Origin of the sequence: Accumulibacter sp., assembly GCF_029255145.1 — a bacterium.
In the GTDB taxonomy this organism is placed as follows: Bacteria; Pseudomonadota; Gammaproteobacteria; order Burkholderiales; family Rhodocyclaceae; genus Accumulibacter.
In genome coordinates this window covers 72,136-89,302 of the sequence record NZ_JAPUVQ010000117.1, presented here as the reverse complement: position 1 = coordinate 89,302, position 17,167 = coordinate 72,136, and the positions used below count along the sequence as shown (strand labels likewise).

14 protein-coding genes and 1 tRNA gene are annotated in these 17,167 nt (G+C 61.5%); 9 read left to right on the top strand and 6 right to left on the bottom strand.

Features of this window, described 5'->3' with window-relative positions:
* Positions 1-6 precede the first annotated feature (6 nt).
* Positions 7-100: transfer RNA gene (locus tag Q1L50_RS13535), tRNA-Ser, on the bottom strand.
* On the bottom strand, positions 100-1,380 hold the full coding sequence (locus Q1L50_RS13530; protein ID WP_300339591.1) for an aspartate kinase: 1,281 nt from the start codon (positions 1,378-1,380) through the stop codon (positions 100-102). Before Q1L50_RS13530 ends, Q1L50_RS13535 begins: the two co-directional genes overlap by 1 nt.
* 243 nt (positions 1,381-1,623) lie before the next feature.
* Between Q1L50_RS13530 and Q1L50_RS13525 the strand changes: the two genes are divergently transcribed.
* Positions 1,624-1,929, top strand: coding sequence for a helix-turn-helix domain-containing protein (locus tag Q1L50_RS13525; protein ID WP_300339589.1), 306 nt, complete (start codon positions 1,624-1,626; stop codon positions 1,927-1,929).
* Positions 1,930-2,117: 188 nt separating this feature from the next.
* Here the strand turns inward: Q1L50_RS13525 and recN are convergent, their stop codons facing one another.
* Both recN and Q1L50_RS13515 read right to left on the bottom strand, forming a co-directional pair.
* The gene (recN, locus tag Q1L50_RS13520; RefSeq protein ID WP_300339587.1) at positions 2,118-3,770 is read right to left on the bottom strand and encodes a DNA repair protein RecN; all 1,653 of its coding nucleotides are present in this window, start codon (positions 3,768-3,770) and stop codon (positions 2,118-2,120) included.
* 23 nt (positions 3,771-3,793) lie between these two features.
* Positions 3,794-4,720, bottom strand: a complete 927-nt coding sequence (locus Q1L50_RS13515; RefSeq protein WP_300339585.1) for an NAD kinase — start codon at positions 4,718-4,720, stop codon at positions 3,794-3,796.
* A gap of 75 nt (positions 4,721-4,795) precedes the next feature.
* Here Q1L50_RS13515 and hrcA point away from each other — a divergent pair, with 75 nt between their 5' ends.
* The 3 genes from hrcA to Q1L50_RS13500 all read left to right on the top strand — a co-directional run bounded on the left by hrcA (position 4,796) and on the right by Q1L50_RS13500 (position 8,135).
* Positions 4,796-5,824 (top strand): heat-inducible transcriptional repressor HrcA, encoded by a 1,029-nt coding sequence (gene hrcA, locus Q1L50_RS13510; protein WP_300339583.1) that lies wholly within the window; start codon positions 4,796-4,798, stop codon positions 5,822-5,824.
* Positions 5,824-6,927 carry a ferrochelatase gene (hemH, locus tag Q1L50_RS13505; RefSeq protein WP_300339581.1) on the top strand — a complete coding sequence of 368 codons (1,104 nt, stop codon included), beginning with the start codon at positions 5,824-5,826 and terminating at the stop codon, positions 6,925-6,927. The genes hrcA and hemH overlap by 1 nt, the downstream gene beginning before the upstream one ends.
* A 137-nt stretch (positions 6,928-7,064) precedes the next feature.
* The gene (locus Q1L50_RS13500; protein WP_300339580.1) at positions 7,065-8,135 is read left to right on the top strand and encodes a VCBS repeat-containing protein; all 1,071 of its coding nucleotides are present in this window, start codon (positions 7,065-7,067) and stop codon (positions 8,133-8,135) included.
* Positions 8,136-8,215: 80 nt separating this feature from the next.
* Here Q1L50_RS13500 and Q1L50_RS13495 read toward each other — a convergent pair whose 3' ends face one another.
* Complete coding sequence (locus Q1L50_RS13495) at positions 8,216-9,565, bottom strand: serine/threonine-protein kinase (protein WP_300339578.1); 1,350 nt, start codon at positions 9,563-9,565, stop codon at positions 8,216-8,218.
* Between the two features lie 178 nt (positions 9,566-9,743).
* On the opposite strand from Q1L50_RS13495, the gene grpE reads away from it, so the two are divergent.
* The 4 genes from grpE to Q1L50_RS13475 all read left to right on the top strand — a co-directional run bounded on the left by grpE (position 9,744) and on the right by Q1L50_RS13475 (position 14,855).
* Positions 9,744-10,310 carry a nucleotide exchange factor GrpE gene (grpE, locus tag Q1L50_RS13490; RefSeq protein WP_300339577.1) on the top strand — a complete coding sequence of 189 codons (567 nt, stop codon included), beginning with the start codon at positions 9,744-9,746 and terminating at the stop codon, positions 10,308-10,310.
* 97 nt (positions 10,311-10,407) lie between these two features.
* Positions 10,408-12,351: a molecular chaperone DnaK gene (dnaK, locus tag Q1L50_RS13485; protein ID WP_300339575.1), complete on the top strand. Its 1,944-nt coding sequence runs from the start codon at positions 10,408-10,410 to the stop codon at positions 12,349-12,351.
* A gap of 67 nt (positions 12,352-12,418) precedes the next feature.
* The gene (gene dnaJ, locus Q1L50_RS13480) at positions 12,419-13,537 is read left to right on the top strand and encodes a molecular chaperone DnaJ (RefSeq protein WP_300339573.1); all 1,119 of its coding nucleotides are present in this window, start codon (positions 12,419-12,421) and stop codon (positions 13,535-13,537) included.
* A gap of 175 nt (positions 13,538-13,712) precedes the next feature.
* Positions 13,713-14,855 carry an ABC transporter substrate-binding protein gene (locus tag Q1L50_RS13475; RefSeq protein ID WP_300339571.1) on the top strand — a complete coding sequence of 381 codons (1,143 nt, stop codon included), beginning with the start codon at positions 13,713-13,715 and terminating at the stop codon, positions 14,853-14,855.
* Between the two features lie 38 nt (positions 14,856-14,893).
* Here Q1L50_RS13475 and cysS read toward each other — a convergent pair whose 3' ends face one another.
* Positions 14,894-16,267 (bottom strand): cysteine--tRNA ligase, encoded by a 1,374-nt coding sequence (gene cysS / locus Q1L50_RS13470; RefSeq protein ID WP_300339569.1) that lies wholly within the window; start codon positions 16,265-16,267, stop codon positions 14,894-14,896.
* 333 nt (positions 16,268-16,600) lie between these two features.
* Between cysS and Q1L50_RS13465 the strand changes: the two genes are divergently transcribed.
* Complete coding sequence (locus Q1L50_RS13465) at positions 16,601-17,164, top strand: peptidylprolyl isomerase (protein ID WP_300339567.1); 564 nt, start codon at positions 16,601-16,603, stop codon at positions 17,162-17,164.
* Positions 17,165-17,167: the final 3 nt, after the last annotated feature.

Genomic DNA, 17,167 nt, shown 5'->3' with positions numbered 1-17,167 from the left:
GTGTCCTGGCGGAGACGAAGGGATTCGAACCCTTGATGCAGGTTTATGCCCGCATGCTCCCTTAGCAGGGGAGTGCCTTCGACCTCTCGGCCACGTCTCCTAGGAGGGCGTGATGATATCGGTTTCGTCTCGACCGGTCAAACTCAACGTCGACTTTTGCGGCTTTTCCAGACCGAATGCCTTGTGCAGCACGCGGAGGGCGAGTTCGAGGTACTTTTCCTCGATCACTACCGAGATCTTGATTTCCGACGTCGAGATCATCTGGAGGTTGATGCCTTCTTTGGCAAGGGCGCCGAACATCTTGCTCGCGACGCCGGGGTGGGATCGCATCCCGACGCCGACGGCCGAGACCTTGCAGGTCGTGGTGTCACCCGACAGGTCGCGTGCGCCGATTTTCGTCCGGATGCCCTCCAGAATGGCCATTGCCTTGCTGTAATCGCCGCGATGGACGGTAAAGGAAAAGTCGGTGGTGCCGTCACGACCGATGTTCTGGATGATCATGTCGACGTCAACGTTGGCGTCGGCGATTGGTCCGAGGATCTGGTAGGCGATGCCCGGGCGGTCAGGAACGCCAAGCATCGTAAGCTTGGCTTCGTCGCGATTGAAGGCGATCCCGGAAATGACAGGTTGTTCCATAGTATTTCTTTCCTCGACAGTGATCAGCGTACCCTCACCTTCGTCCTCGAAACTCGAAAGCACGCGTAGTTTGACTTTGTACTTGCCGGCGAACTCGACCGACCGGATCTGGAGCACTTTCGAGCCGAGGCTGGCCATCTCCAGCATCTCCTCAAAAGTGATAGTGTCGAGTTTGCGCGCTTCCGGCACGACGCGCGGATCGGTGGTGTACACGCCATCGACGTCGGTATAAATCTGGCACTCGTCCGCTTTCATGGCGGCCGCGAGTGCCACGGCCGACGTGTCCGAGCCTCCGCGGCCCAGAGTGGTGATGTTGCCGTGCGCGTCGGCGCCCTGGAAGCCTGCGACGACCACCACGTTACCGTCGGCCAATGCTTTGCGAATCCGCTCCTCGTCGATCCTCAGAATTCGCGCCTTGGTGAAGGTGCTATCGGTGAGTACCGTGACTTGCGAGCCGGTAAAGCTCTTGGCCTTCACCCCTTCAGCATGCATCGCCATCGCCAGCAGGGCGATGGTCACCTGTTCGCCGGTTGAGGCGATGACGTCGAGTTCGCGCGGGTCGGGTGAGGGTGAAATCTCCTTGGCCAAGGCGATAAGTCGGTTGGTTTCGCCGGCCATCGCCGAGGGAACCACGATCACCTGGTGTCCTTGTGCCTGCCAGCGAGCGACACGCTTTGCCACGTTCTTGATACGTTCCGTCGATGCCACAGAAGTGCCACCGAACTTCTGAACTATCAGCGCCATTGCCAATCCAATTCGAGGTTTCAGAAAACGGTATTCTAAAGCATTGCTTGACACGGCGGCAAAACTCGTGGCACCTGAGTAAACCGATCAGCATTAGTCGCATGTTCTATGGGAATGCCACTTGCAATCCTCATCGTTTCGCTTATAGTGTGCCGTGTATCACCAAAGTCATGTGGTGTTGATAAGTGGCAGGAAGCGTCGTTTCTGCTGGTTCGCGTGGAGTAATTGCACGAAAGGATAATCATGAGTACCGTCAAAGTCGTCGAGAGGGTCGATCCCCGCGAAATTCGTCGCAAGCTTGGTCTGAATCAGCAGCAGTTCTGGTCAAAGATCGGGGTGACGCAAAGCGGTGGCTCGCGCTATGAGAGCGGCCGCAACATGCCCAAGCCGGTGCGCGAGTTGCTGAGGTTGGTGCACGTAGAGCAGATCGACATCCAGCGCCTAAAGCGCGAGGACTTCGAGGTTGTCGAGTATCTGAAGGCGGAAGACCCCGAGCAGTTCAAAACGCTCAAGAAAGCGGCCAGGAGCAAGAGCAAGAAGGCTGTTTGACCTTTCCCGTGTTGCGCGCAGGTGAGCTGATGGGTGTTCGGTACGCCTGGCCGGCAGAGCGCGGGGTGCGCCATGGGCGCTTCGTTCGCTCTTGCGGCGGCAAGGCCCGATGAGCGGGCATTTCACGTGTTCGTCATCGTCGACCGTCTTCTAGAGCCGGGGTCTGACGCCAGCCAGGACAGTGCCGCTCACGGAAGTCCAAGCATTTCCCTAGCGTGCTGGCGGGTAATCGTCGTCATTTGGACACCGCCCAGCATGCGGGCAATTTCTTCCACCCGTGCTTCACCCTCGATGATCGCCACACGACTGCGTACCTGTCCGGCGTCGGATCCCTTGCTGACCAGCCACTGCCAGTTGGCGCGTGCAGCGACTTGGGGAAGATGGGTCACACACAGGACCTGTCGTTCGGCACCCAGTTCGCGCAGCAAGCGACCGACGACTTCGGCGACGCCACCACCAATGCCGACATCGACCTCGTCGAAGACCAGCGTCGGGACGCACGCTGCCTGGCTGGTCACCACCTGGATGGCCAGACTGATCCGCGACAGTTCGCCACCCGAGGCGACCTTGGCCAAGGGCCGCGATTCATTGCCGGCGAGTCCGGCAATGCGAAACTCGATCTGCTCGAGCCCGCATGCGCTGCCGCCCGCGACGGGTATCAGCCCGACCTCGAAACGGCCACCGCCAAGCGCCAGTTGCTGCATCACCAGGCTGACTTCGCGTCCGAGCGCCGTTGCGACCTGCGTGCGCCCCGCTGACAAACTCCGCGCAAGCTGCCCATACTGGTCGCCCGCTGCGGCGACGCGCTCGGCCAGGCCGGCGAGATCCGCCGCCTCACCAAGGACCGCCAGGCGCTCCTGGCAGCCCGCCAGGAAGGACGGCAGCTCGTCCGGGGTACAGCGGAATTTCCGCGAACAGTCCAGGACGGCCTCGATGCGCTGCTCCAGTTCCGTCAGGCGCCGGGGATCCAGGTCGACGCGGCTGGCGTAGCGACGCAGCGCCGAGATCGCTTCGGCGAGTTCCGCTTGCGCCGACTGCAGCAGGGAAGCGACTTCGGAGAGCGCCGGATCGTATTCGGCAAGCCCTTCGAGGCGATTGGCCACGGTGGCCACCTGCGCTTCACACGCCGCATCGCCTTCGGCCAGGACCTGCAAGGCGAACTGGGCGCCTTCGACGAGGCTCGCGGCGTGCGCCAGTCGCCGGTGTTGATCATTCAGCGCCAGCCACTCGTCGCGCGAGAAACCTAGTGTTTCGAGCTCGCGGACCTGCCAGGTCAATTGTTCACGCTCGACCGCCAGTGCCTCGATGCCGTCGGTAGCGGCATCAAGCCTGGCCTTTGCTTCGCGCCAGTGACGCCAGGCGGCGTTCACTTGCGCCAGCAGCGGATCGAGTCTTCCGTGCGCGTCGAGCAGGGCGCGTTGCGCGTCGCTGCGCAGCAGCGACTGATGTGCGTGCTGGCCGTGAATGTCGACCAGCCACTCGGCGACCTCACGCAGTTGCTGGAGGGTAACCGGCGAGCCATTCAAATACGCCCGTGATCGGCCATTGGCATCGACCAGGCGACGCAGCAGCAAGCTGCCATCGCTATCCAGATCGTGCTCCCGCAACCAGTCGGCTGCGGGCGAGCTGTCGAGAGCAAACTCGGCGGTCACTTCGGCGCGTTCTCCGCCTGTGCGCACCAGATTGGCATCGGCGCGCTCGCCAAGAGCGAAGGCCAGGGCATCGACCAGAATTGACTTGCCGGCGCCGGTTTCGCCGGTCAAAGTACCAAATCCGCCCTGGAACTCGAGTTCAAGGCGATCAACCAGAACGAAGTCGCGGATCGTCAAGCGGCACAGCATGGTGTGGTCGTCGCCGGAATGGTCTAGTGTTCCTTGGGTCGCTCACTCCAGTGCAGCTTTTGACGCAGCATGGCGAAGTAGCTGTAACCCGGAGGGTGAAGCAGGCAAATCGTGTATTCGGACCGACGGATGCGAATGCCGTCGCCGTTCTTCAGATCGATCGTTACCTGACCATCGAAGTGCGCGCGGGAATCGGTCGCGTAGACGATCCGGATCTCGATTTCGTTGCGGTCGCTGACGACGATCGGGCGATTGCTCAAGGCGTGCGGACATAGTGGTACCAGCGCGATGGCCGAGATCAGTGGATAGAGGATCGGGCCATTGGCCGATAGCGCATAGGCCGTCGAGCCAGTCGACGTGGCGACGATCAAGCCATCGGCTCGCAGGTGGTAGATGAATTCTCCGTCGACGAAGAGCTCGAGTTCGATCATCCGGCCGATCGCTCCCTTATCTACGACGACGTCGTTCAGAGCCAGATTGGTAGCGACAATGCGCTCGTCGCGAACGATCTCGGCGTCCAGCAGCATGCGCGTTTCGGGTACGAACTTGCCGTCCAGCAGGTCGTCCATGCAGGTCAACATCTCGCTGCGCGAGATGTCTGTCATGAATCCCAGGCGCCCCTGGTTTACCCCGACCAGTGGTACCCGGTAACGCGCCAGCTGGCGTGCGGCATTGAGCATCGTGCCGTCGCCGCCGACGACGATTGCCATGTCGGCGTGCGCGCCAAGCCACGAAAAACTGCCGCTGGCCCAGCTGCGCAGGTCCAGTTGGTTGACCAGATTACGCGCGGTTTCCTCCTCGATCAGTACGGTCATGCCGCGCTCGTGCAAGTACTTGGCCAGCAGGCGTACGGATTCGGCGATTTCCTGACTGTGGTACTTGCCGATCAGGGCAATCGTTCTGGGTAGATTTGGGCTATCAGCCGACTCTTGAGGAAAGACATGATTCATGGCACGAATTAGACCACAATTCGGCTGGCTTCCGCCGTGCCCCGCACGCGGACTATTTTTTGTAGAATCGGGCCCATGCTGGATGAACGCGCGAGAACGCTGCTCAAGACCCTGATCGAACGCTACGTGGCGGACGGACAGCCGGTCGGCTCGCGTGCCCTGTCAAAGTGCTCGGGCCTGGACCTGTCCGCCGCGACGGTGCGCAATGTCATGGCCGACCTCGAAGACAGTGGTCTGATCGCCAGTCCGCACACTTCCGCGGGGCGGGTGCCAACCTCACGCGGTTACCGCTTCTTTGTTGACAGTCTGCTCACCGTCGAGCCGCTTGACAAGGCGAGAATCGACGCCATCGAGGGGCACCTGCTGCTTTCGCAGCCGCGGCAACTGATCAGCAATGCCTCGCACCTGCTCTCCGGGCTGACCCGCTTTGCGGGCATCGTCCTGACCCCGCGCCGCCGGGTGCCACATATCAGGCAGATCGAATTCGTCAGTCTTTCGGAGAAGCGGATTCTGCTGATCCTGGTGACTTCGGACGGTGATGTGCAGAATCGCCTGCTCTTTCCGGGACGTTCGTATAGTCCGTCCGAGCTGGTTACCGCGACCAACTACCTGAACCAGCATTTCGTCGGTCGTGATTTCGAGGATATCCGTCGGCGTGTTCAGGAAGAACTCCAGAGGCTGCGCGGCGATCTGCAGTCGCTGATGGCGGCGGCGCTAGCCGCCGGCGACGAGGCGATCAAGGGCCCCGAGGACAGATACGTCATCTCGGGCGAGCGCAATCTGCTCGACGTCGAGGAATTTTCGTCCAACATGAAAAGGCTTCGAGAGTTGTTCGACCTCTTCGAACAGCGGACCTCGTTGATGCAGTTGCTCGACCTATCACACCGCGCCGACGGGGTGCAGATCTTCATTGGTGGAGAATCGGGCCTGGCGCCCCTCGATGAATGCAGTGTGGTCACCGCACCTTATGAGGTCGATGGCCAGGTGGTCGGTTCGGTTGGCGTCATCGGACCTACCCGCATGGCTTACGATCGCGTCATCCCGATCGTGGACATTACCGCCAAACTGCTTTCTTCCGCGCTGACCTATCAGGCCAACTCCTGATGCCCCGCTATCTTCCCGAGCCGGCCTGGCGCCACGGTTCGCCGGCGCAGACCGCCGTGCTGCTGATTAACCTGGGAACGCCCGACGCGCCGACGGCGCCGGCGGTGCGGCGCTACCTCAAGGAGTTTCTGTCGGACCCACGGGTGGTCGAGATCCCGCGTCCGATCTGGTGGCTGATTCTCAACGGGATCATTCTCCGGGTCAGGCCGCGACGCTCGGCGGAAAAGTACGCTTCGGTGTGGGCCGCCGAAGGCTCGCCGCTGAAAGTGCACGTCGAACGCCAGGCCACGCTGCTGCGTGGCTTTCTGGGCCAGGCCGGGCATCGCGTGGTGGTCGACTACGCGATGCGTTATGGCGAGCCGTCAATTCCGGCCAAGCTCTCGCAGCTAAAGGCCGGCGGCTGCACCCGCATCCTGCTGCTACCGCTCTATCCGCAGTATGCCGCTAGCACCACGGCGACAGCGGTCGATGTGGCCTGCGGCTGGTTGCAGAGCGTCCGCAATCAGCCTGAAATTCGCACAGTCCGGAGTTTTGCCGATCACCCGGGGTACATCGCAGCACTCGCCGCCAGCGTTCGCGAACATTGGGCCAGCAACGGTCAGCCGGGCGCTTCGTATCGGCTGGTGATGAGCTTTCACGGCTTGCCGCGCTACACCCTGGACAAGGGTGATCCGTACCATTGCGAGTGCCAGAAGAGCGGCCGCTTGCTTGCCGAGGCGCTGTCTCTGGCTGCGGAGCAATACCAGATCTGCTTTCAGTCGCGTTTCGGCCGCGCCGAGTGGCTGCAGCCCTATACCGCACCGACGCTCAAGGCGCTTGGCAAGCAAGGCGTGCAGCGGGTGGACGTGATCTGCCCGGGTTTTCCCGCCGACTGCCTTGAAACGCTCGAAGAAATCGCCATCGAAGGCCGCGCCGAGTTCACCCGGGCTGGAGGCACGGAATACCACTACGTCCCTTGCCTTAACGAACGGGACGACTGGCTGCACGCCCTGGCCGACATTGCCGCCGGCCATCTGCAGGGCTGGCCGACCCGGTTGCCTACCGACCAGAGCAGCCTGGAGGTCTCGGCCTTGCGTGCCAGGGCGGCTGGAGCCTCATCCTGAAGCGGGCGAACCAGCTGTTCGAAACGGCGCCGCGGACCGAGGCGTGCAAAGTAACCGACCACCAAGCGTCAAGTTCTGGCCGCCTCCCGCCGTTAAGAACTGATCGGCCTTAGCCCGACTGCCCAGGAGACGAGAAGATGCAAATCACCAGCACCAGCTTGCAGCTGGCGTCCAGTTCAACCAGCATGCAGCAGCACGACCTCCAGGAGTCGATGAAGATCACGCTTGGGCAAGGGCGTCCGCGGGGCGAGGGGCGGACGACGAGCGCGCCGGCGAGGAACGAGGTGCAGCTTTCCGACGCCGGTCAGGCTGCGCGGTCTAGCGAGGCGCAAGCCATTGATGATAGCCTCCAGGCAGTCGATAGAGACCCGATTCTGCGTCTGATCAGGGCCATGGTGGCGATCCTGACCGGTCGCGAGGTTCGCGTTTTTGACGCCCGCGAACTGGCCGGACAGGGCGCTGGCGAAGCGCCTCCGCGATCAGTGGGGCAGTCTCTGGAACAGCCGGACAGCACCCGGCCGACGCCGCAAAATGCCGGCATCGCCGTCGATTACCAGCGACACGAATCCTACACGGAGGTTGAACAGGCCAGCTTTCAGGCGTCAGGCGTGGTGCGGACGGCTGCCGGCGACGAGATCAGTTTCTCGATCGCTCTCGAAATGAGCCGCAGCTACCACGAGGAGTCGAACGTCAGCATCCAGCTTGGCGATTCCCGCCCGAGGAAGGACCCGCTGGTGCTCAACTTCGCTGGATCGGCGGCGCAGCTGACCAGTCAGCGTTTCAGTTTCGATCTCGACGGCGACGGACGCCAGGAAAACATCAATTTTGCTGGCCGCGGCAGCGGTTTTCTGGTGCTCGACGGCAATGGCGACGGCAAGGTCAACAATGGCCTGGAGCTTTTTGGCGTGCGAAGTGGTAACGGATTTGCCGAGTTGGCCGCTCTCGACAGCGATCGCAACGGCTGGATTGACAGTGCTGACGCCGCATTCGAAAGCCTGCGCCTATGGACCAGGAACAGCGCCGGCGAGGATCAGCTGGTCTCCTTGAGCCAAGCTGGTATCGGTGCGCTCGGCGTGGCCAGCGTCGATAGCGCGTTCTCGCTCAAGAACAGTGCCAACGAGCTGCAAGGGCAGATTCGCTCAAGCGGCATCTATCTGTATGAAGACGGCCGTGCTGGCAGCATCCAGCAGGTCGACCTGACGGTCTGAGGGGAGTGGGGTCGGGCGACTGATTCCTGGCTAGCGACTCGACCGCGCAGCGTCTGCCGTGACCGCCCGGCAGTGTCGCTTCAGAGCAACTCCAGCGGCGGCGAAAGTCCGATGCCGGAGGTTGAAAGGCTGCCCTGGACCGCCGGTTGGCCGAGCTTGGCAAGCACCTTGTTGGCTTCGCGCAAGCGACCGAGGACTTTGGTCAGCAGCACCTTGTTGAAGCGTTCCTGCACTTCGGCCGAACTCAACGCGAGCGACGCGCTGTTGATCTCCAGGAACGAGGTGGGTTCGAGCGTCACCACCGTCGCGTGGCGCAGCGAATCGGTCGGGTGCAGGAAACCCATTTCCCCCACCACCTCGCTCGCACCAAGGCGGCAGATGGCCCGCCCCTTGGACGACACCTCGACAAAACCGGCGATGATCACGCCGAACTTGCGGTGCTTTTCGCCTTCGCGGATCAGCGTTACTTTCTCGGAGAGCTCCCGCCAGGAGCTGACGCGGAGCACTTCCCACAACTCGATGTCCTCGAATTCGACGAAGAATTCCATCTTGCGCAGCGTCGCGAAGTGCGTCAGGTCCTGCTGTGTCTGGTCCTCGTCGACCATCTGGTAACGTACCGCCGTAAGATCCTTGGCGAACGCGGCGCCATTGCGGTAGCGGCTGTAGAGGTCCTTTTCGAGCGCCTTCTTGATGATCGGATCAAGGCCGGTAGGCAGGTTCGGGTTAAGGCCGCAAACCGACGGCGAGTCGGTGTTAACGATCTTGTACACAAGCGTTGCCGGATTGTTGGCACGAAAGGGCAGCCGCCCGGTCAGCAGCTGAAAGAGCAGGACACCCAGCGAATAGAGGTCGGTCTTGTGATTGAGCGGATAGCCCTTGACCTGCTCCGGCGACATGTAGGCGGGCGACCCGACGCCCATCACGAAGGTCGAGTCCTTGCCCATGTCCTTGTGCAGGTTCAGGCCCAGGCCGAAATCGGTGATGCGGGGATTGTCGTCGGCGTCAAGGAGGATGTTGGCCGGCTTGATGTCGCGATGAACGACCCCCTGCCGGAAGGCGTGGTCAAGGGCTAGGCAGCACTTGAAGATGATGCCGATGACGCGGTGCATCGGCAACAGGCGGTCGATTGAACAGAATCGGTCGAGCGCGCCGCCGTCTACGAACTCCATCACCAGATAGGCCTGATCCTTTTCAACGACGGCGTCGTATACCTTGACGATGTTCGGGTGTTCGAGCCGCCGGCCGATCGCGTCCTCGGTCTGGAATATCTTGCGCAAACGCCGCGACATCGCTGCGTTGTCCTCGCCGAAGCGGATCAGCTTGATGGCGACCTGGCAGTTTCGATCCGGATCATGGGCCAGATAGACGACAGCCGTCGCGCCCTTGCCGAGCGGGCGAATGATCCGATACTTGCCGATTTTCTCCATCATGACGGTACCACGCGCCGTGTAGGATCACAGGGAATTGAAATGCTAGCAGCGAAAGCGCCGGTCGATGCGAAATTATGCGTGAAATGCCTCGGCGGTTGCCCCGCGAGTGCCGACAAAAAGGCTTGAAATCGAAAAACTTGCCCCAAACTTCGTGCAGTTTTCTGGGAGACCAACACGTATGGAAGCAAATGACACACAGGACGACAAGACCAGGGCGATGGACCAGGGGGAGGAGGAAGTGCCAGGCCCTGTTGACGAAGCTGGCGTCCCCGCCACAGATAGCGCACCAACGCTCGAAGAGAGTCTGCGGCAGGCCGAGCTGAAGGCTGCCGAAAACCATGACGCCTGGTTGCGCGCCAAGGCCGAGACCGAGAATGTACGGCGGCGCGCGCAGGAAGACATTGCCAAGGCGGCAAAATTCGCGATCGACCGCTTCGCCCGTGAGTTGCTGGCCGTGAAGGACAGTCTGGAACTGGCGCTGGCCAGCGAATCACTGACCGTCGACAGCCTGCGCGCGGGCACCGAGGTCACCCTCAAGCAACTGGCCGCGGCTTTCGAGAAGTCGGCGCTCGTCGAAATCGATCCGCTGGGCGAAAGGTTTGACCCCCATCGACACCAGGCGATCAGCGTTGTCGAGTCGCCACAGGAGCCGAACACGGTGGTCGCTGTCCTGCAGAAAGGCTACCTGCTGTCGGATCGTGTGTTGCGCCCGGCAATGGTTGTTGTCGCCAGGGCGGCGACTTGAAATTCCTGCGACAAGCCCCACTTCGGCCTTGTCACCCGACATGTCGCTGCCTGGCGAGTGTCGTCACAACTTACTGAAATACTGAAAGGATTCTGCAATGGGCAAGATCATCGGCATTGATCTGGGCACAACCAACTCCTGCGTTGCGGTCATGGAAAATGGCAAACCGAAGGTTATCGAGAACTCCGAGGGCGCTCGCACCACGCCATCCGTCGTCGCCTATCCGGAAGACGGCGAGATTCTGTGCGGCGCACCCGCCAAGCGCCAGGCGGTGACCAATCCGCGAAACACTCTGTACGCGGTCAAGCGGCTGATCGGTCGGCGCTTTGAAGAGAAGGAAGTGCAGAAGGATATCTCGCTGATGCCCTTCAAGATTCTCAAGGCTGACAATGGCGATGCCTGGGTCGAAGCACGCGGCAGCAAGATTGCGCCGCCGCAGGTTTCCGCCGAAGTGCTCCGCAAGATGAAGAAGACCGCCGAGGACTACCTTGGCGAGGAAGTCACCGAAGCGGTGATCACGGTCCCGGCCTACTTCAATGACAGTCAGCGGCAGGCGACCAAGGACGCGGGCCGTATAGCGGGTCTGGAAGTCAAGCGGATCATCAACGAGCCGACTGCCGCTGCCTTGGCTTTCGGCATGGACAAGAAGCAGGGCGACAAGAAGATCGCTGTCTATGACCTCGGTGGCGGCACCTTCGACATCTCGATCATCGAGATCGCACAGGTCGAGGGCGAGCACCAGTTCGAGGTGCTGTCGACCAATGGTGACACCTTCCTCGGTGGCGAAGACTTCGACCAGCGGCTGATCGACTACATCATTGATGAGTTCAAGAAAGAATCCGGGGTCAACCTCAAGGCCGACGTGCTCGCCCTGCAGCGCCTCAAGGATGCAGCCGAGAAAGCCAAGATCGAGCTCTCGGCGGGCCAGCAGACCGAAATCAATCTGCCGTACATCACCGCCGACAGTTCCGGTCCCAAGCACCTGACGCAAAAAATCACCCGTGCCAAGTTCGAATCGCTGGTCGATGAGCTCGTCGAGCGGACCATCGAGCCGTGCCGGATCGCACTGAAGGACGCCGGTTGCAAGGTCACCGACATCGACGACGTGATCCTCGTCGGTGGTCAGTCGCGGATGCCCAAGGTGCAGGAGAAGGTGAAAGCGTTCTTCGGCCGTGAACCGCGCCGCGACGTCAATCCGGATGAGGCTGTCGCGGTCGGTGCGGCGATCCAGGGTGGCGTCCTGCAGGGCGAGGTCAAGGACGTCTTGCTGCTTGACGTGACGCCCCTGTCGCTGGGTATCGAGACGCTGGGCGGCGTGATGACCAAGCTGATCAAGAAGAACACGACCATTCCGACCAAGGCGACGCAGATCTTCTCGACGGCCGACGACGGCCAGTCGGCGGTCACCATCCATGTTCTGCAGGGTGAGCGCGAAATTGCCGGCGGCAACAAGAGCCTCGGGCAGTTCAACCTCTCGGACATTCCGCCGGCACCGCGCGGCATGCCGCAGATCGAAGTCACTTTCGACATCGACGCCAACGGCATTCTGCATGTCTCGGCCAAGGACAAGGCGACAGGCAAGGAAAACAAGATCAAGATCCAGGCGTCTTCGGGTCTCAGCGAGGAGGAAGTGCAGCGCATGGTGCTCGACGCCGAGGCACATGCCGAAGAGGACCGCCAGGCACGCGAACTGGCGGATGCCCGCAATCAGTGCGACGGAATGATTCATACCGTCAAGAAGTCGCTTGGCGAATACGGCAAGGCGCTTTCCGATAGCGAGAAAGGAGTCATCGAAGCGGCGATCAAGGAGGCCGAGGAGGCCATCCGGGGCAACGATCTGGAGGCCATCAAGGGCAAGACCGAGGCCCTCGGGACGGCTGCGCAAAAGCTTGGCGAGAAGATGTACGCGGAGCAGCAGGCGCACGCGGGCGCTGCCGAGGGTGCCGCGGGAGCGGGATCGAGTGGTGCGGCAGGCGATTCGCGCAAGGACGACAGCGACGTTGTCGACGCCGAGTTTACAGAAGTAAAAGACAAGAAGTAGGCACTTCTGCCTGAAGGGCGAGGCGTATAATCGCGCCTCGCCCGTCCCACAAGGTGCTCGAGAACTGATGGCTAAACGCGACTTTTACGAGATTCTGGGCGTCAATCGTGACGCCTCCGAAGAGGAAATAAAGAAGGCTTACCGCAAGCTGGCGATGAAGCATCACCCGGACCGCAATCCGGACAACCCGAAGGCCGAAGAGCACTTCAAGGAGGCCAAGGAAGCCTACGAGATTCTCTCTGATGGGCAGCAGCGTGCGGTTTACGACCAGTACGGGCACGCCGGCGTCGATCCGCAGGCGGGCATGGGCGCGGCCGGCGCGGGCGGATTCTCCGACGCGTTCGGCGGCATCTTCGACGAGATATTTGGCGGTGCGCGCGGCGGTCGGTCGAATATCTATCGTGGCGCCGACCTGCGCTACAACCTTGAAATTACCCTTGAGCAGGCCGCTTTCGGCACCGAAACCAAGATTCGCATTCCGACCATGGAGGCTTGCGACGCCTGTCACGGCAGTGGTGCCAAGGCCGGCACCCAGCCCAAGACCTGCCCTACCTGTCAGGGCAGCGGCCAGGTAAGGCTGCAGCAGGGTTTCTTTTCGATCCAGCAAACCTGCCCGAAATGCCATGGCACCGGACGCTTCGTCGCCGATCCCTGCGCGCCGTGCAATGGGGCCGGGCGGGTCAAGCAGCACAAGACCCTGGCCGTCAAGATCCCGGCCGGGGTGGACGAGGGCGATCGGATACGGCTCTCGGGAGAAGGCGAGCACGGTGTCAACGGCGGACCGTCGGGCGATCTGTATGTGCAGATTCACCTCAAGGCACATCCTGTCTTTCAGCGCGAACAGAACGACCTGCACTGCGAGATGCCGATCAGTTTCACGACGGCGGCGCTTGGCGGGGAAATCGATATTCCGACCCTCGATGGAGCAGCGAAAGTCCGGATTCCGGCCGAGACGCAGTCCGGGAAGGTCTTCCGCCTGCGCGGCAAGGGCATCAAGAGCGTACGCAGCCATGCGCATGGTGACCTGCTCTGCCACGTGGTCGTCGAAACGCCGGTCCACCTGACCGAGCGCCAGAAGGAACTGCTGCGCGAGCTCGAGGAGTCGAGTCAGGGAGATTCGGGTCGCCACAATCCGCGCGCCAAGTCGTGGATGGACAGAGTGCGCGACTTCTTCGCCGCCACCTGAGTTGGTCTTGCCGGCGTGGCCGCCGGCGGTGGTATGTTGTTCCGCACCGAGTGGTGTCCAGACGCCATTTCCCGCGCCGCCGTAAGCAACCCGTCAGTTTGTTCCCGCATGCTCGCCAGGTGAAGCGGGCGGAGTAGCGTCGACGATCGCTCGCCTACCTACGGAGGACAAGCGCATGAGGTTCTTGGGAGCACTGCTTGTGGGTCTGCTGGGCTGGGTTGGCAGCACGCTGGCGGGCGAAGTTGGGGTCACCGACAAGACTATCCTGATTGGCATGACGGCACCGTTCTCGGGTTCTAGCGGACCGTATGGGCAGGACATGAGGACGGTCATTCAGGCCTATTTTCGCCAGGTGAACGAAGCCGGGGGAATCCATGGCCGGAAGCTGGAGCTTCGCGCGCTGGATGACGGCTACGAGACCGATAAGGCGGTCGCCAATACCCGGACCCTGATTTCCGCGGATCGCGTCTTTGCGCTGCTCGCCTCATACGGATCCAGTCCGACGACAGCTGCCATGAACGAGGTTTTCGGGGTAGCCAAGGTACCGCTGGTCGGGACCATTTCCGGTGCTGACTCGATTCGCCAATCGCCCAAAGACAATCGCAACAACCGCTACATGTTCAACGTGCGGGCAAGTTACGCGAACGAAACAGAAGCAATCGTCAACCAGCTGGTTTCGCTTGGCTTCAAGAGCATCGCGGTCCTGTATCAGAACGACGGTTTTGGCAACTCGGGTCTCGATGGCGTCGTCAGTGCGCTGAAAAAACACAATCAGACGCCGTCGGCGGTCGCCACGGTGGAGCGAAACTCGACCGACGTCGCCAAGGCGGCAGCGATTATCGCCAAGGCTAACCCGCAAGCAGTGGTCATGGTGACGCTGTACAAGGCCACCGCCGCCTTCGTCCAGGAAATGCGGAAAGCCAAGCAGGCGCCACAGTTCATGACGCTTTCGCCGGTTGGTGCCGACCTGCTGGTCCAGGAACTTGGTGACGAGGCACGTGGGGTAGGCATCTCGCAAGTCATGCCCTATCCGTGGAACGACACCGTACCCGTGGTGCGCGAATATCAGAATGTGATCGGCAAGCAGGCGAAGCCTTCGTACTACGGCCTTGAGGCCTACATCATGGCCAAGGTGCTGGTCGATGCGATCCGCAAGTCGGGCAAGGATCTGACGCGGGAAAAACTGGTGGCCAGTCTCGAAGCCATGCAGAATCATGATCTTGGCGGCTATCGCGTAAGCTTCTCGCCCAATGAGCGACTCGGATCACGCTATGTCGACCTGACGGTCATCGGCAGCGGCGGGCGCGTTCTGCGCTAGTCTGCCTGGCGCTTGGCGCAGCGGCGAGCCAGTGGGCGTCAGGAGCGCCGCCAGGTGGTGCCGGTGGCGCTGTCCTCGAGGACAATGCCGGCCGCCAGCAATTCGCCGCGGATCCGGTCTGCTGACGCATAGTCCTTGCCCTTCTTGGCGGCCAGACGCTCGGCAATAAGCGCTTCGATATGCGCCACCGTCGTCTCGCCGCCGTTGTCCGGCGCCGCTTGCAAATACGCCTGCGGATCGCGCACGAGCAAGCCCAGCACGCCCGCCAGGCCGCGCAACTGGCTGAGCAGCGATGGCGAGTGGCCGCGGTTCGCGGCAGCCGCCAGATCGAAGAGCACGGCGCACGCTTCCGGCGTGTTGAAGTCGTCGTTCATCGCCTGCGTGAAGCGCAGCGCGTGCGGCTCGTTCCAGTCGACCGCCGAGTGCCCCGCGTCCGCCGTTTTCAAGGCGGTATACAGGCGGCTCAGCGCCTGCCGCGCGTCGTCGAGATGGGTGTCGGAATAGTTGAGCGGGCTGCGGTAGTGGGCGCGCAGGATGAAGAAGCGCAGCACTTCCGGATCGTATTTCTTGACGATCTCCCTGATCGTGAAGAAATTGCCCAGCGATTTCGACATCTTCTCGTCAGCGACCCGAACGAAGCCGTTGTGCATCCAGTAGTTGACAAACTGGCAGTGATGCGCGCCCTCGGATTGGGCAATCTCGTTCTCATGGTGCGGAAATTGCAGGTCCTGCCCGCCACCGTGAATGTCGAAGTGCTTGCCGAGCAACTCGGAACTCATCGCCGAGCACTCGATATGCCAGCCGGGGCGGCCATTGCCCCACGGCGAGGGCCAGAATGGCTCACCTTCCCGCGCATGTTTCCAGAGAACGAAGTCCAACGGGTCGTCTTTGGCGGCATCCACCTCCACCCGCTCGCCGGCTCGCAGGTCGTCGATCGACTTGCCCGAGAGCTTGCCGTAGCCAGGAAACTTGCGGACCGAGAAATTCACATCTCCGTCAGCGGCCTGATAGGCCAGGCCGTTGCTTTCCAGTTGTCCGATCAGTTCGAGCATTTGCGGCACGTACGCGGTGGCGCGCGGTTCATGATCCGGCTTCTCGACCCCGAGTGCCGTGGCGTCTGCGTCCATGAAGTCGATGAAACGGGCCGTCAGTTCGCCGATGCTCTGTTTGTTTTCCTGCGCGCGCCTGATGATCTTGTCATCGATGTCGGTAATGTTGCGGACGTAGGTCACCTGCAGTCCGCTCGCCCGCAACCACCGCTGAACCATGTCGAAGACCACCAGCACGCGGGCGTGCCCGAGGTGGCAGAAGTCGTAGACCGTCATTCCGCAGACATACATGCGGACTTGGCCCGGGGTGATCGGCACGAAGTCCTGCTTTTCCCTGGCCAGCGAGTTGTAAATCTTCAACATATTCAGGCTCACGAAGTCACGCCGCGCCGACCAGTACGGGTGTGGAGTGCTTTGGTTTCGACGCAGTTCTTGTTAGAATCGACCGGTCAAGCGACACTCAACCGCGGCTACGCCCAGTATACCATAGCGATCCACTTGATCTCCCCGAAGTCCCTGGCTGCCTGCCGGTGCCCACTGTCGGGAAGTTCCCGGCCGCTGCCGGATCCCTTGCCGGCGCGGAAAAGCAGTCTGCAACAAGTCAAGATTGACAAGCTCGATAACCAGATGACCAAGCGCCGCTGCCGGATACCTGAAGACGGTCGCATTGAAAATCATCACTGAAGGGATTGCCTGATGCACAAGACGCTTGCTTTGATTGCCGCCGGTTTGTCGTTTTCCCTTGCCGCGGTGGCTGCGCCGACGGCCGAAATACAGACCAGCATGGGGACCATCGTCGTCGAACTCGATGCCGTGAAGGCGCCGAAAACGGTGCAGAATTTCGTCCAGTACGTCAACGAGGGCTTCTACAACGGTACGGTTTTTCACCGCGTCATTCCCGGTTTCATGATCCAGGGTGGTGGTTTTACGCCCGCCATGGAACAGAAATCGGCGCCCAGAAAGGTGGAAAACGAAGGAAAGAACGGCCTGAAGAATGACCGCTGGACGATTGCCATGGCCCGGACGTCGGAACCTCATTCGGCCAGCGCGCAGTTCTTCATCAACCACAAGGACAACGCAGCGCTCAACTATCCCGGCTCGGATGGCTGGGGTTACGCGGTCTTCGGCAAGGTAACGCAGGGCACCGACGTGGTCGACCGGATCGCCAAGGTCCCGACCGGTAACCGTTCAACGTATAACGATGTTCCTCTTGAGCCGGTAGTCATCCAGTCGGTCAAGATCATCTCCGACAAGAAATAAGGA

Bases quoted from the DNA above. Each gene is read 5' to 3' on its own strand.
- Q1L50_RS13530 (WP_300339591.1), bottom strand. From the start codon at position 1,380: ATGGCGCTGATAGTTCAGAAGTTCGGTGGCACTTCTGTGGCATCGACG.
- Q1L50_RS13525 (WP_300339589.1), top strand. From the start codon at position 1,624: ATGAGTACCGTCAAAGTCGTCGAGAGGGTCGATCCCCGCGAAATTCGT.
- recN (WP_300339587.1), bottom strand. From the start codon at position 3,770: ATGCTGTGCCGCTTGACGATCCGCGACTTCGTTCTGGTTGATCGCCTT.
- Q1L50_RS13515 (WP_300339585.1), bottom strand. From the start codon at position 4,720: ATGAATCATGTCTTTCCTCAAGAGTCGGCTGATAGCCCAAATCTACCC.
- hrcA (WP_300339583.1), top strand. From the start codon at position 4,796: ATGCTGGATGAACGCGCGAGAACGCTGCTCAAGACCCTGATCGAACGC.
- hemH (WP_300339581.1), top strand. From the start codon at position 5,824: ATGCCCCGCTATCTTCCCGAGCCGGCCTGGCGCCACGGTTCGCCGGCG.
- Q1L50_RS13500 (WP_300339580.1), top strand. From the start codon at position 7,065: ATGCAAATCACCAGCACCAGCTTGCAGCTGGCGTCCAGTTCAACCAGC.
- Q1L50_RS13495 (WP_300339578.1), bottom strand. From the start codon at position 9,565: ATGATGGAGAAAATCGGCAAGTATCGGATCATTCGCCCGCTCGGCAAG.
- grpE (WP_300339577.1), top strand. From the start codon at position 9,744: ATGGAAGCAAATGACACACAGGACGACAAGACCAGGGCGATGGACCAG.
- dnaK (WP_300339575.1), top strand. From the start codon at position 10,408: ATGGGCAAGATCATCGGCATTGATCTGGGCACAACCAACTCCTGCGTT.
- dnaJ (WP_300339573.1), top strand. From the start codon at position 12,419: ATGGCTAAACGCGACTTTTACGAGATTCTGGGCGTCAATCGTGACGCC.
- Q1L50_RS13475 (WP_300339571.1), top strand. From the start codon at position 13,713: ATGAGGTTCTTGGGAGCACTGCTTGTGGGTCTGCTGGGCTGGGTTGGC.
- cysS (WP_300339569.1), bottom strand. From the start codon at position 16,267: ATGTTGAAGATTTACAACTCGCTGGCCAGGGAAAAGCAGGACTTCGTG.
- Q1L50_RS13465 (WP_300339567.1), top strand. From the start codon at position 16,601: ATGCACAAGACGCTTGCTTTGATTGCCGCCGGTTTGTCGTTTTCCCTT.